The organism is Enterobacter cloacae complex sp. SYL003, assembly GCF_049236925.1.
GTDB lineage: Bacteria > Pseudomonadota > Gammaproteobacteria > Enterobacterales > Enterobacteriaceae > Enterobacter > Enterobacter intestinihominis.
The window spans coordinates 44,027-57,194 of record NZ_JBMKJK010000024.1; the positions used below are offsets into that span (position 1 = coordinate 44,027).

Annotated in this window: 19 protein-coding genes and 1 pseudogene; 1 reads left to right on the forward strand and 19 read right to left on the reverse strand. The window is 44.7% G+C overall.

Annotated features, from left to right (window positions below):
- Positions 1 to 42: 42 nt before the first annotated feature.
- On the reverse strand, positions 43 to 330 hold the full coding sequence (gene relE / locus ACOT1A_RS21855) for a type II toxin-antitoxin system mRNA interferase RelE (protein ID WP_000323025.1): 288 nt from the start codon (positions 328 to 330) through the stop codon (positions 43 to 45).
- Entirely contained in the window at positions 330 to 569 is a 240-nt protein-coding gene (gene relB / locus ACOT1A_RS21860) for a type II toxin-antitoxin system antitoxin RelB (RefSeq protein WP_000534858.1), read from the reverse strand. Before relB ends, relE begins: the two co-directional genes overlap by 1 nt.
- 24 nt (positions 570 to 593) lie before the next feature.
- Between relB and ACOT1A_RS21865 the strand changes: the two are divergent.
- Positions 594 to 710, forward strand: a pseudogene (locus ACOT1A_RS21865) (hypothetical protein); the annotation flags it as partial.
- Positions 711 to 831: 121 nt separating this feature from the next.
- Here ACOT1A_RS21865 and ACOT1A_RS21870 read toward each other — a convergent pair.
- The 17 genes from ACOT1A_RS21870 to ACOT1A_RS21950 all read right to left on the reverse strand — a co-directional run bounded on the left by ACOT1A_RS21870 (position 832) and on the right by ACOT1A_RS21950 (position 13,159).
- The gene (locus ACOT1A_RS21870; RefSeq protein WP_000167917.1) at positions 832 to 1,755 is read right to left on the reverse strand and encodes a cation diffusion facilitator family transporter; all 924 of its coding nucleotides are present in this window, start codon (positions 1,753 to 1,755) and stop codon (positions 832 to 834) included.
- A gap of 199 nt (positions 1,756 to 1,954) precedes the next feature.
- Positions 1,955 to 2,527, reverse strand: a complete 573-nt coding sequence (locus ACOT1A_RS21875) for a cytochrome b/b6 domain-containing protein (protein WP_001515348.1) — start codon at positions 2,525 to 2,527, stop codon at positions 1,955 to 1,957.
- A gap of 475 nt (positions 2,528 to 3,002) precedes the next feature.
- Positions 3,003 to 4,241, reverse strand: coding sequence for an IS110-like element ISEsa2 family transposase (locus tag ACOT1A_RS21880; RefSeq protein WP_000219087.1), 1,239 nt, complete (start codon positions 4,239 to 4,241; stop codon positions 3,003 to 3,005).
- Positions 4,242 to 4,662: 421 nt separating this feature from the next.
- Complete coding sequence (locus ACOT1A_RS21885) at positions 4,663 to 6,003, reverse strand: ISNCY family transposase (protein WP_000589001.1); 1,341 nt, start codon at positions 6,001 to 6,003, stop codon at positions 4,663 to 4,665.
- A gap of 430 nt (positions 6,004 to 6,433) precedes the next feature.
- On the reverse strand, positions 6,434 to 7,039 hold the full coding sequence (locus ACOT1A_RS21890) for a hypothetical protein (protein ID WP_000137794.1): 606 nt from the start codon (positions 7,037 to 7,039) through the stop codon (positions 6,434 to 6,436).
- Positions 7,040 to 7,255: 216 nt separating this feature from the next.
- A complete protein-coding gene (locus ACOT1A_RS21895) occupies positions 7,256 to 7,537 on the reverse strand; it encodes a hypothetical protein (RefSeq protein ID WP_000703842.1) in 282 nt (93 codons plus the stop codon).
- A gap of 145 nt (positions 7,538 to 7,682) precedes the next feature.
- A complete protein-coding gene (locus ACOT1A_RS21900; RefSeq protein WP_000802040.1) occupies positions 7,683 to 7,859 on the reverse strand; it encodes a hypothetical protein in 177 nt (58 codons plus the stop codon).
- A 53-nt stretch (positions 7,860 to 7,912) separates the two neighbouring features.
- Positions 7,913 to 8,224 (reverse strand): hypothetical protein, encoded by a 312-nt coding sequence (locus ACOT1A_RS21905; protein WP_000633161.1) that lies wholly within the window; start codon positions 8,222 to 8,224, stop codon positions 7,913 to 7,915.
- Between the two features lie 222 nt (positions 8,225 to 8,446).
- The gene (locus tag ACOT1A_RS21910) at positions 8,447 to 8,647 is read right to left on the reverse strand and encodes a hypothetical protein (RefSeq protein ID WP_000814953.1); all 201 of its coding nucleotides are present in this window, start codon (positions 8,645 to 8,647) and stop codon (positions 8,447 to 8,449) included.
- A 39-nt stretch (positions 8,648 to 8,686) separates the two neighbouring features.
- On the reverse strand, positions 8,687 to 8,911 hold the full coding sequence (locus ACOT1A_RS21915) for a hypothetical protein (protein ID WP_000551490.1): 225 nt from the start codon (positions 8,909 to 8,911) through the stop codon (positions 8,687 to 8,689).
- Between the two features lie 54 nt (positions 8,912 to 8,965).
- Positions 8,966 to 9,169, reverse strand: a complete 204-nt coding sequence (locus tag ACOT1A_RS21920) for a hypothetical protein (RefSeq protein ID WP_000781547.1) — start codon at positions 9,167 to 9,169, stop codon at positions 8,966 to 8,968.
- A 552-nt stretch (positions 9,170 to 9,721) separates the two neighbouring features.
- Positions 9,722 to 10,213 carry a DUF3085 domain-containing protein gene (locus ACOT1A_RS21925; protein WP_001371932.1) on the reverse strand — a complete coding sequence of 164 codons (492 nt, stop codon included), beginning with the start codon at positions 10,211 to 10,213 and terminating at the stop codon, positions 9,722 to 9,724.
- Positions 10,214 to 10,217: 4 nt separating this feature from the next.
- Positions 10,218 to 10,529 carry a DUF957 domain-containing protein gene (locus ACOT1A_RS21930; protein WP_001165367.1) on the reverse strand — a complete coding sequence of 104 codons (312 nt, stop codon included), beginning with the start codon at positions 10,527 to 10,529 and terminating at the stop codon, positions 10,218 to 10,220.
- A gap of 516 nt (positions 10,530 to 11,045) precedes the next feature.
- Positions 11,046 to 11,366: a hypothetical protein gene (locus tag ACOT1A_RS21935; RefSeq protein WP_000071366.1), complete on the reverse strand. Its 321-nt coding sequence runs from the start codon at positions 11,364 to 11,366 to the stop codon at positions 11,046 to 11,048.
- A 178-nt stretch (positions 11,367 to 11,544) separates the two neighbouring features.
- Positions 11,545 to 11,772, reverse strand: coding sequence for a hypothetical protein (locus ACOT1A_RS21940; protein ID WP_000336109.1), 228 nt, complete (start codon positions 11,770 to 11,772; stop codon positions 11,545 to 11,547).
- Positions 11,773 to 11,946: 174 nt separating this feature from the next.
- Positions 11,947 to 12,840, reverse strand: coding sequence for a hypothetical protein (locus ACOT1A_RS21945; protein WP_000252081.1), 894 nt, complete (start codon positions 12,838 to 12,840; stop codon positions 11,947 to 11,949).
- Positions 12,830 to 13,159 (reverse strand): toxic anion resistance protein, encoded by a 330-nt coding sequence (locus tag ACOT1A_RS21950; RefSeq protein ID WP_004248813.1) that lies wholly within the window; start codon positions 13,157 to 13,159, stop codon positions 12,830 to 12,832. Before ACOT1A_RS21950 ends, ACOT1A_RS21945 begins: the two co-directional genes overlap by 11 nt.
- Between the last annotated feature and the right edge of the window lie 9 nt (positions 13,160 to 13,168).

Sequence of the window (13,168 nt, forward strand, 5' to 3'; positions counted from 1 at the left end):
AAGTGTCACCATCGGTGCGAAACAGAGATGTCATGCTTTGGTTCAGAGAATGCGTTTGACCGCCTCGCTATATACTTCCGAGCGTTCTCTTTTCCCAACAGAAATCACGAAAACGACAACTTTCTCGTCTATAACCTGGTATACAAGGCGATAGCCTGAAGACCGGAGCTTAATCTTGTAACAATCAGGCATACCACGGAGCTTGTTTGCTTCAATCCGGGGTGACTCAAGTACTTCAACCAGCTTCTTTTTCAACTGTTCACGTACCGTCGAGCCCAGCTTTCGCCATTCCTTTAGTGCCCGCTCGTCAAAATCCAGAAAATACGCCATCAGAGTTCATCCAGCGTCACACGTACTGGCTTAGGATTACGAAGTCGTTCTTTCACTATCTCCACAAGTTCAGCATCTTCATCACTCAGGAGTGTCTGTTTGAACGGCAAGCGTTCATTGTCAGCGATATACTCGAGCATGAGACGAAGCGCTTCAGAAGGAGTTACGCCCATTTTTTCAAGCGCGGCGTAAGAACGCGCTTTAAGTTCATCGTCAATACGTAGGTTAATGCTACCCATGTCTTACACCCCTTGTAATTACAAATGTCATTACAAGTATCGCACTACAACATGCTTAGGGCAAGTCACGAAGTAAGTCAGAAAGTAGTCGTAAGAACGGTGATCACTGTCCGCTTTGTGCCAGAAGCGGACTTTTTAAAAATATTGCGTGCCCAACAATTGGGCGCAGGTCACATCAAGTACCCTCAGAATTATAGAGAATACCTGAAATTTTTGTAGAGCGAGGTTTGTTACCCTGCCCGACCAGCGACATGTGGTTAGTTTAGTGATCAGAAATGTCGAGCGTTTGGTCGTTCATTGACGCGGGATCTTCCAACGGTTCCACATGAGTGGTGATATGGATAAAAGGCAGTGCGGTGCGGATATCATTCTCTATACGCTCGGCCCAGTCGTGCCCATATTGAACAGTCCATCGCCCAGGAACTAGGATGTGCATTGTCATAAACGCCCGCCCGCCAGCCTGGCGTGTACGTAGTGCATGGAAATCAAGCCCCTGTTCACGATATCCTGCCAGCAGTGACTCGATTTTTTTGAGTTCTTCCGTGGGTAGCGATACGTCCATCAGACCTGCAGCTGAACGACTCATAAGCTGATAACCAGTCCAAACGATGTTGGCTGCGACCAGCAATGCAACGATCGGATCGACCCAAAACCAGCCGGTCAGATAAACCAGTCCGACACCAAAAATGACACCGACCGACGTCCAGACATCGGTCAGCAGGTGATGAGCATCTGCCTCAAGAGTGATAGAGTTGTGCTGCCTGCCAGCCCTTAACAAAATGCGAGCCGTCACAAAATTAAGGATTGATGCGACTGTTGAAACCAGTAATCCGAGACCAATCTCCTCAAGCGGCTGTGGAGTTAACATCCGCTCAACTGCGGTATAGGCGATACTGGCTGCCGCCAATAGGATCAGAAATCCTTCGAAAGCACTCGAGAAATATTCGGCTTTGCCGTGCCCATATGCATGGTTCTCATCGGCCGGAAGCGCAGCCAAGGTCAGCATCCAGAGCGCCATTAGGGCTCCTGCGAGGTTAACTACGGATTCGATGGCATCAGATAGCAGACCGACCGAACCGGTCATTTTCCACGCCACACCTTTGAGTCCGATAGTGGCAATAGCCGTGGCAATGGAAAGCCAAGCGTAGTGCGTCAGCGGACGAGGTAACCCTTTTGTTTTAGTCATTATTAACTTCCTAAAATAGGACGACTAACTCACATTTCTATCCATGATAGATAATTAAACAATCATTTCGCCATGAATATTTTTTCGTTTTTATTAAATTTAATTAAAAAGTCTCTGCAAGTGCTGTTTCATCTTCTAGTAAACTAAATTTTATTTTTAGGGTTTTCTTCAACTTGAAGTAATATTATCTCACAACAGATTAGTCACTTAGGTTAACTGAGCGGCTTTTATATTTTTCAATTAAAATATGCAAAACTCCCATTGCACCATGTGCATAAAAATAGACCTCAATGAAAGTAGTAAAGAACTTATGCCAGTGGATTACTGTTTCAGCCAGATTTGACTGCATGGTATTCAACAAGAACCATAGGCCACCTGAAAGTGCTACAATTAGCAATGCTAGAACTCCAAATCCTTGGATTGTACTGGCAATACCTCCCGAATGTGCATCGGGCAGTCGGAAACTAGTCAACGTTTTTATATCTTGCTTAATACCACTAAAGTCAAGCCCTACCCATGAAAAATAATAAGTAAAACCTCTTTGAGTAAGCATCCAACTTAACATAATAAAACCACAAATAATCAGTCCTAACCCTGAAATAATGTGCATCCAGGTTATAACTCCTTCAAGACTATGTTCACCAATTGCTTCGGTCTCTGTCAGATTAGAGTTAATAATTTGTGATAATATTAGAAATGCCACAATGATGTGAAGAATACGAAAAAAAGGAGCGTAATCATGGGGTAATAGATTCCAGAGTCGCAATTTCATTAATGAGTCCTTAGTAAATTTATCGATGATCTTAATCATACAAAAGAATTATTAGGATAACCTTAATTCTTAAAATTGCAGCAGGCATTAGTTCACCTCTGATATGGCCACTTGCGAAATGGGAATGGTAACTGTTATTACTATGTGTTTACTTGCTGTTCTTGTTACGCAGCCCCTTAAACACATTACTTTCAAATATGATTTCCTGCTGGGTTTAAATATGTGTCTTTCTATAGTGCGGCAACCTATTTTTACACCAACTCATGAATTAAATAAGAATCATAAATTAAATGAGAGGTTTAATTCTCTTGCTTAACGCGATGATATTAAATGGAAATTTTAATTTTTGTAATTTATTAAACAGTTAGAATGAGACATGGTAAATACGATCTTCCTTTAGATAATTCTGATAGCACTTTTTCTACTGGGCAGTCTGCAATGTCCGCTTCACGCCCTGAGACATTCGACAAGCTTTTTATGGCTTCAGTAAGGGCGAGTGTCTCGCTTCGAGAGCCAGCAAATATTTCGCTTCGTCATAACAGGTTCTGGCCTTCCAGCAGCGGTAAATGATCCTTATCCATTTGAACGCCAGTGCCCGGATCGCAGACTGATGAGATTTGCCCTTTTCTCTAAGGCCCTGATAATACAGTTTGGCCCAGTATGATGAATTAACCGTCTTGGCAGCCCATTCAACAAAGGTCTGCCTGACGAACTTGGCACATTGCCATCGCCAGTGAACCCATGATTTTTGGCCGCTTCGTTCGGTCACCGGTGCTATACCTGCGTAGTTTTGAATTTCTTCAGCGCTGTTAAACCGGTCACGATTATCACCAAGTGCAGCAAGCATCCGTGGGCCCATGCACGGTCCCATGCCCGGAAGTGATTTGAACAGCCCCGCATCTGGCAATGTGTCAAACAGCGTTTCGATTCGTTCGTCATAGGTTTTGATGATTTCACTCACGACTTTAATTTGTGTCGCCAGTGCTGCTGCCATCAAAGCATTAGCCTCTATAACACTCGGGTCTGTAGTCAATGGGATCGCATTATCAATACTCGCAACACGTTGCTCGGTAAGGGCCATAGCGCGACCACCTTTGGCATTCAGAAAGTTGCGGATCGTGTCGCGTCTGGCTCGTTTCAGTTGTTGCAGACTGGGCCACCGGATAATCAGCTCACACAACAGTAAGCTACCCCGATGTGAGAACCACTCCAGTGGCTGAGGATAATACTGTTTAAGCGTGTTGATTATCCGGTTCACAAAGCGTCGTTTATCTTCAACCAACTGACGACGTTGCTCAACCAGTTGCTGAAGTAAGCGAATATCCGCATTGTCGGGTTCAATAGCTTTTATCTTCTGGGGGTAACGCAGCATTAACTCTAATGCCAGCTCGGCATCCTGCGGATCATCTTTAGCGCCGCTGGGCGAGAAGGCTTGCCGATAACGAGCCAGGGACAATGCGTGGACGGGGAAAACGGTGATAAAGGGGTATTTTTGAAGAGCATATACCACGGGGCCCTTCTTCAGTTCGAGAGCTATTGCGATTCTACCTTTTACTTTCTGGTGTAACTCAGTAAGCCAGGCATCAAGCGCTTCTGCTGTATGTTCAATCACATCGAATACGCGTTCACCGTTTTTAAACTGAACACAGACATCGTGTTTTTTATCAGCCCAGTCCAGACCAACGTGCGCAGCAAATTGATTAGTCACAGTCATCACCAACTCCTTTTTATCGGGGATTGGTATGCATTCCACGCTCTTCGAAAGAAATATAGCCAGCAGTTTATCTGCATGCCCTGAGTATTCGTTAGCGAACGTGGAGCACCTACTGGCTCGAAAGAAAAGCGGCGATCATCACATGATTCTCGCTCAATATTCGTAACCAGTAAGCGCATACCCTGAATCACTTCAAAGTGTAATTCTCAGGGTACGAATGACTATATCTCGCTCTTAGCGGACATTAGCATAGGCTATTTACCATAACGCCGCATTACGCGTACCGCTCAGACGGCCTGAGCGCGTTTCTGACGTGTCCCCGTTAAAAACAGTAACAAACCACCCGAAAATGCACGCCAGAAACGCTACGTAAGAATCTATCCTATGACTGGATATGCACTCAACTGAATAACGCCTGGTTTCAGTCCATTTTATCGGGATCAGCCTTCTTTCTGGGTAATTTAGGGGGCTTCACTTGCTGATTACTTTGCGTGCGGCGCGTGAGCCAAGGATGGTCAGCTTTAGGTTTTACGTAGAATTTTGAGCGTAAATCAAAACGGGCATTATCCACACGTTCATGGACACTTTTTTCATCATCCAGTGGTATAGGCTCCGGGCCATCAACATATTTTTCCCATCCCAACGCTTTCCCATCATACAGAACCTTAATTTCACCGTTAAAGCTTTCGCATACCGTGACAACCGAATGCCGAAGTCGATATCCCCGGCCTTCACTGCGAATCTGAAACGCACTGCTTTTGTACTGGAAAGTGAGATTTTTGGAGAGAACGCGCTTCGCCTGGAGGCTGAAGATATAACCCAGTTCCTCTTCAGAATGGTGTACATCAAGATGGGCGTTATCAGCAATACGAGGCGGCGTAGCAAACCGGTTGTTATAGGCTTCAATAAAGGTCGGCAACCATGCGTTTGCTGTTTCAATATCACTGATACCCTGAAGCCGCATTTCTTTGACCAGCCTGTCCTGCAGTGTCTGATTGGCACGCTCTACCCGCCCTTTTGCCTGCGGGCTGTTGGCATGGATTGGCTCGATGCCCAGTGTCTTTATCGCACGTGTGAACTGAGTCAACTCTCCTTCCCGCTCCGGGTTATTTACTCTGAATATACTGTGTCTGTCAGAATAGAGAGCCAGTGGTACGCCATGATCATTAAGGTAACCCCGGAGGGTTTCCATGTAAGCCCGGGTTGTTTCTGCAGGAGCGAATCGTAGCGCCATCAGAGCGCTGGTAGCATCATCGATAAAGACTATCAGTGTGCATTTGGGGCCCCGACCTTCAAACCAGTCATGAGGCGAGCCATCAATCTGGATGAGTTCACCGTAGGATGGGCGCCGCATCCGGCGCTGATAAATTCGGGCAAACTTACGACGACGTTCGCGCCATATGCCCTCCTCTACCATCCACTTCCTGAGAGTTTCAATGGATAAACACAAGCCGTGTATCTCGCGCAATTTTTCGCACGCAAGCGTAGGTCCAAAATCAGCGTAGCGGCCTTTGAGGAGTGAAATTACTGTTGCTCTGAATTCGGTAGAAAAGGAATTATTGGGACGCTTTCCACGTCGGCGGGAAACTAGACCAGAAGGCCCTTCATTTCTATACCGTTGCACCAGACGTTTAACCTGCCGAATAGAAATGCCAATGCGTGCCGCAGCTTGTTCCTGAGTAATATGGCGATTAAGTGACTCCTGAATAATGTGAAGTCGGTCGAGTTCCTTATGACTCATCGTAACAGTCTCTTTGATCATGAAAAATCCCCCAGAGAATTGTCTGGGGACATTTTAGAATGGTTCAAAGGGGACATTACAGCTTGGTGTTAACAATGGCCTTCTTCTCCTTGCATTTAAGCAGGCAAGAGGCTACTCTGAATGTGACTAGCATACAGGGGCCTCGGGTTAATTGAAAAATTACTCGGGGCTTTCTGCTTTTACCACAGTCAAACAGTGTTACCGCTGGCTGGGGCAAAAGCCTCCAGCACCAGCGTTATTATACCACCCTGCCCTGATCAGCCAAACACCCCGCCTACATAAATTACTGATTTTTCATTTATTTGACATGATTCACTTCCGGTTGTCGGCGAAAGTCATTTTATACTAAAGAAAAGGGTAACGGGCAGCTGCTGGGTCGGAACATACAGTGCAGTTCCTGCCCGTTTAATTTCCGGATGCAATGGTAGGATCAGGAGGCACTGCTTCCGTTGATTAGGGAAATCTTATGTGCCTGAATACGGCTGTATTCGAGATGGGATGCAATATTACAGATGCGCTCCAGTCGATCATGCAGCCTCGTGTAGGTCAGTCGATGAATACCGGACATTTCATCAAGTAGCCAGCGCTTGATGTAAGGGTTACAGGAAAGCCGGGCAAGATCGTCGTCATCCACTTCGTCAAAGAACCAGTACTGCTCCATCGGGACTACCTGAAATATCCACGGCCGGGGATAGTCCCCTGTGACAACCAAAAACCATGCAAGAAAGCATAGACACAGCTCAACGACCATAAGCATCGAAAATTGCGAATAACTTAGACCGGGCACATAGGGTGAACTATCCGCAACATACCCCCTGAGCAATTCCGCCACAAGGTAGCCCAATAGCGTCAAGGCCAGCATCAGGGTCAGGATTAATCCCCCATTAAACGCTACCGAAGCCTTTTGAACCCGATCAGGTGCTGTCCGGCTGCGATAGTTGGTCACTACTCTTTCTACAAGTGCCCTTATGGCAGCCTGTTCTTTACTGACATCAGCTCCGGAAAAACCGGACGGGCTTTTATTTAATTCAGTCATACCCCACTCCTGTTATGTGCTCTACTTAACAAACACGTAGATCATACAGAGCTCACGGACGCACTCCTGCCAGATAAAGGAGGGAATTTGGCTGTAAGACGGTTAGCCAACAGTTCAGGTTATGCGTGGGATCCGCCCAGTCAGAAAGGATTCCGTTAATAACAGGCAAGGTTAAAGGCAGATGGACGGTGAAATTGTGGGTGCTAAAAGGGGGTATTACTCTTTTTCCTGCATAGCGGTTTTTTCAGCCCGGGTGGCCAGACGAACATTTCCGAAAGGCTCACGGACAAGCAGTGGCTTCTCCTTCTTCCAGCCCCTGATAGCCGTTTCTCCAAACCGACGTGGTGCATTGCCGTTCCAGCGAGCAATCACATGGTTATCATGAATTTCAATAATGACAACGGGGTGGACAATGACCGTTGAAATGGTGGTATTTCCCATTTTGGTACGGGTTACAGACCAAACCTGCATCCCGGATTCCAGCTGGCTGATTTTCATATTATATCCTTAAGCCATCACGAACTGCGCCACAAACAATTAATGTGGCGCAATTTACCATAAACAATAAACATCAGATACCCGTGAAAAGATTTCCCTTTATTTTAAAATTCTTCTGGAGAAAAAATGATATTTCCAGAAGAGGTCAGCGAAATTCAGAAACGGCCATCACAATGGTGCTGCGCTGACGCTGGCGTTCTGCCTTGCGCTGCCTGCGGCGATAGATCTGTTTTGCGCTGACGTAAGGGCAGTCCTCACGGGTATACCAGCAGCAGCCGCAAGGTTCGGGCCGGGGTTTTCCGGCAAGTCCAAATGGTTTCATCAAGTCACCTTTTTAATGTTTTTAATGGAAAGATACTTACCTAACCCATTGTTTTATAGGAAATAACGTTGTTGCATAAACAGATACAGATAACCCTCAGGAGAAAACATGCAAAGGTTATCAGTGATAACCGCGTCCAGATACCGAGTGTCAGTCTGTAAACGTTTTATCACCAGAAAATGTGCTGCCGCAGCCTTAATGCCAGAACTACCGTTTACAACATTATGTATACCCGCTTTGAATAACGAACGAGCATGAATTACCTTTTCCCGGGCCGCTTCGATCTCAGCATTAATAACGCATTGCCGCGCCTGGATGACTGCCTCTCCGGTTAAATCGCGGAAATTCATTAGAGATGTGATCATGATTGACTCTCCAGATTATGTGGAATCATTATAACAACTGGCACCACGCCACAAATAACCTGAGATAAATTCTTTGAAATATTCCTATATATAAGGAATTACAGTCGGAAAAGAAACAATGAAATAGCGCCGACCGCTTAAAATCGATAAATTAAAATGGACGGCACTGGAATGAAAAACTGAAAGTAGTAAGACCGTAATTATCCTTCACGGATGTAAGCTTTAAAAGAGGAGTACTGGCAAAGCTTTGCCAAGTACTTCGGCGGTTGTGTCTACGATTTTACGGATGTCATCGATCTGCGAAGGCTTATTCAACACCACCGTAAAAAGCTCTCCTTCGTTATCAGCCTGCTCGCAGTTTCCGTATCGGCTCCCGTCGTACAGCTGCACAATACGTGACATAGAAGACTTTGTTTGTTTCATGGCTTTGCACCTGCTTTTAGGCAGTTTGGTTACTGGTTATCAGAAGCTGGTTTCATGCGCTTCCGGCTGGGACACGAACTGGTATTTGACGCCGCCAGGCACACCTACTGCTTCGGCAATAGAGTCGCAAAGCCGCGATAAATCATTTAGTGTCATCGGATATTCAATATCTACTGAATATAAAGCACCTGCATTTTCAGCATCTTCGATGTTTTTATACTGGGCACTAAATATAGCAATGGTCTGAATTTCGTGGTTATGCATGAACCGGTCCTTATTAAATTATAAAAGCCACCCGAGAGTGGCCTGAGTGGAAACTTAAATCTGTGAAGTATATTTGAGAGATTTTTTGCGATCCAGATGCCGGGCAACAATGGTTCCGATAACAAGTAGCGTGATGACCGCACTGAAGAAGGTGCTGTCAGGGACGCCCTGGAAAAAATCACTGAAACTGTAAACAATAAAAATCAATGCGCAAAAATAGAAAACGATACGAACATAAGGGGTAAAAAACATTTTCATCGGTTGCCTTCCATTCAGGGAGAATTCTCAGTAATTACATCACACCTGAAGAGAAACTATTTTCGTATAAATGAGCATTTTCGACATATCAGAGGGGGGTTTTACTCATAAATGAGGTAGTAAGGGTCACACTTGAGATGAAAGTTACTTTCCTGGCTGCGAACGAACTATCTCAAATGTTAGAGGTGTGCGTTCGCCTTAAGAGCTTCATGCCCTGAGGAGCTCAACTTGAGCCGATAGTATAAACCTGGCTCCAGATGCCTTACTGGCTGGCATAACTCCACGAGGCCCAGCCGGAACAGGACCGGAGAGCTCCTGCACGTCACATCATCAGGATTCCCCATAAACGTACGCCGTTCTCTGGCCCGTCTGAAATTGCCAGAGATATCATAGATCGTGCCGGATGCCATCCGTCTTAACACGTAAATCTGCGCCCTTGTAAGCTTCTGGGCGGAACTGCTTAAACCTGACATACCTTCCCGGCCTTATATAAAACAATCCGCCAGCAGCTCGACTGGCGGACAATGTTTGACTGGAAACAGCAAGGACATACTATTTGCTGACAAGTTTGATATTGGTTTCACTCATTCGAAGTCGAAACTCCTGAAAACCCTGCTCTACCGCTAACTCCAGCCACTCAACGGGAATGGTATAGCTACAATCAGACCCACCCAAAGCGGCATCACAAGCGTAATCCCAGTCCTCATCCAGTTTTGGATTCATCCCCTGGGCGTAAGCCACAGTATCGCGGGATGCGGGAGAGCCCTCAAGCTCAGCATTAGTGATCAGGTATACACCATGACTGTGCGCGAGAAGCACTTTTGGCACCAGATGTGTGCTGGCAATTTTTGAGGATGAGGGAAAGAAAACCCTACCAGCTTTACGCGCCTCTTCTTCAGTCTGTCCCTCAGCGTTAAGGAGGGCTCCCCCCGGATAGCATGCCGGGTCATAGATCTGATCTGGGGTGACCGAAAACGTTTTTGCGGTGCGAATTTCTTCGATCAGTTTATTGATATCTGCCATTTCAAATACGAGAGTGGTCACAGGCTTACTCTCCCTCTTCAGTGGACAACATCAGATACTTTGTTGCCAGCAGAAGCTCTCCCACATCCTTGAGGGACAATTCAGCTTTGCCTTCTACGGCAAGCTGCAAGCGCTGTCGAATTGCATGAACAGAATCTGAAGATAAAGATGCCATTTTGCGCAAAACGGCATTAGCCTTTTCTACAGCAGGATACAGAATTTCTGAGTTGGTATTATCTTCGTCATTATCAAAGATAATTTCAGAATCCATATTGATGTTATCTTCAAGCCAGCTTGAAAGCACTTCAAGTAATGACATCACCTTTTCAATTTGCATATCGCCTCCTCTGTTAACATGAAACAAATATAACAAAGTGGCTTACCCGGCTAATAACCTGAGCAGAAAGTTTTCGAACTTAGTTTGAAAACAAGTTTTCTGCTCAGGTTAATGTTAAAGTCGCTGGGTAAAAGATAAAAGGCACTGAAGATGATTTAAGCATCAAACAGACTAAATAGGATTCCGTCTTTTATAACGCTTTTAAAATAGAATGAATGAAATATAAATTTTGCGTTTAAGAATGAACGCTGTAGAGGATGATTTATCCTGTGATATGCAGTTTGTGGCCTTTAAAAAGGCTTTATTATGGACTTGAATTGCAAAGAGAGCACCGACATTTTTCTGGGGGCTCCCGCAGAGAAAAAGCTGTGAGGTTATGAAGACGTATAGGAGGTATTCGGCGAAATACTGTATGGCCACAGGAGAGCTTCAGCACCCATATCCTGCCGCCTCGCTCGCCTGTGGTGATTTCAATATGTTCTACGTCATACCACGTAGTTGTATTTCTCACTTTGTTTATGCTTCCTGACACCGCGTGAACGCAATCTTCGTCTGGATGCGTTCATAGATGGAAAACTGCCTTTCAATGGAATCGGCATTAGACAGTAATTCATGAAGCTCAGCAGAATCTGTATCAGGAACGATAGCGACAGAAACTCCATATTTACGCCCAGTTCTGATCAGGTGCGCAAGTTTTTCCTTCTCTGATTCTGTGAGCATTGCCAGATCCCTTCCGGATACCTGCTCGATAAATGGACCAAGGTTTTTCGGAAAAAAGGGTTCGGCATCAGAATTATGTACCGGGAGCGTTTGCGGCTTATCGAAGCTATTGGACATGAAAAGAACCTTTATAGTTAGAGAGGTGGAGACTGAATGCGTAGCCCATTAAAATTAGTAGTGCCACACTCGAATGCTAATCATACTTTATGATGGCTATGGTAGGAATGGCCGTCAACTTAAACCGCCAGAAGCGAGCCATTCACCGTTAAAGTAACTTTCCCGTATGATGTTCTTTTTATGGAATGAGTTGTTCACACTCCTCTTTAAGAGCCGCCCTGGAACGAGATCGACAGACTTTGCTTAATGAAGAGCGTAATTGATGTTCATCAACCCCATCAGCGACAAACTGACCAATTTTCTTTTCAAGACGCTGCATTGCCTCATAAAGCTTGGCATCAGTATTATTTTTAAGAAACCTCAGTATATAATCAGCAATAATTTGAACAGGAGTAAAGTTACACATCATGTATCCTTAATAAGTTGTGTAAAAATAAAACCATAAAAAACATAATCAGAAGTAGATTATTATACTTGAGTAAGCTTTTCAGCTAACAAGCTGGAGAAGCAGATTCCGGTAAATTACTACATATTTGATAAAAGTTACTGAATAAAAAAGCCCAGCGTACCGGGCTTTCATTCAATTTGATTCTAAGAATCTGACTCGCCGCCTGATTTTTATACCAAGAAGAGCGAACAAAACGCCAACGAATGCGACGGGACTACCTACTTTAAGACAATTAACCGACGCTTTTGAAAAGGTATGTGATTTAGACATACGTTTTTGCTCATAACGAATCGCAAGTGGTGAGACGGATTTATCTAAAGCTGTCTTTTCCAATGCATAACGAACTTTCACGGGAATATTTGACTGTAATACACCAGACATATACGCCCTAACAACATTCTGTGTTAACTTCACATCTGGCTTGCCGAGTTTTATATGTAGTTGCGCCTTTAAATAGTTTACAGATACCTCTTCGCCTGAGGGCCAATTACTATCATTTAAATATGCGACAAGTTTATCGTATTTTTCATGTTTTACATATTTCTTGATAACCTTTACAGTCGAAGCTGAAGTGGCATCAGTCTCTTCCGAACCTAAAGCAGATGTAAAAACTGACAAGCCGATAAGAAAAGCGCCAGCAATTAGAAGCATCGGGAATATCTCACCTATTTCCTCCCCCTTTAAAATTTTAAAGGCAGTTGAAGAAACTACTAATAGCCCCATAATCCCTAATAGCAACTTAGAATATGTAGTTAGGAAGCCTCCAAATGCATCGCCAAAATCCGAAACCACTAACTTATCTTCACCTTCAGATGAATTGAAGAATGACAAGGGCACATCAATATCAAAGTCCAGAACTGAAGGTGAGAGGTGTAATGACAGCAACCACAAGCAAAGACCAAAAATCATTATCAGCAGGCCCGCACCAAATATCGCGAAACCTGAATTTCTAATCTTTATAGACCGGTGAAAAAGAAATGACAGTTCACGGGAAAAATCGTCACTACTCTTAAGGTTACGCACCATGATCTACCCCTTTTTGTGTCAGTCGGGTGCGCAAATTCTCACGCATGGCAAGAACCTGTTTTTCTGTTTCCCTGAGCTTAATAGCCCCTTCTCTCTGGATTTTAACAACATCGCCAACCGTCTGGATAAGCGTATCCTGCACCTCTTTAAGGGTGCTTATATCAATAACCAGCCGTTGGTTTGCTTTCATAGTTTCTACTGCATTGCGATGCAGTAATTTTGCATTACTACGGAGTAACTCATTGTGGCACTGTTGCAAATAGTCGGTGGTGATAAACTTATCATCCCCTTTTGCTGATGGAGCTGCACATGAACCCATTCAAAGGCC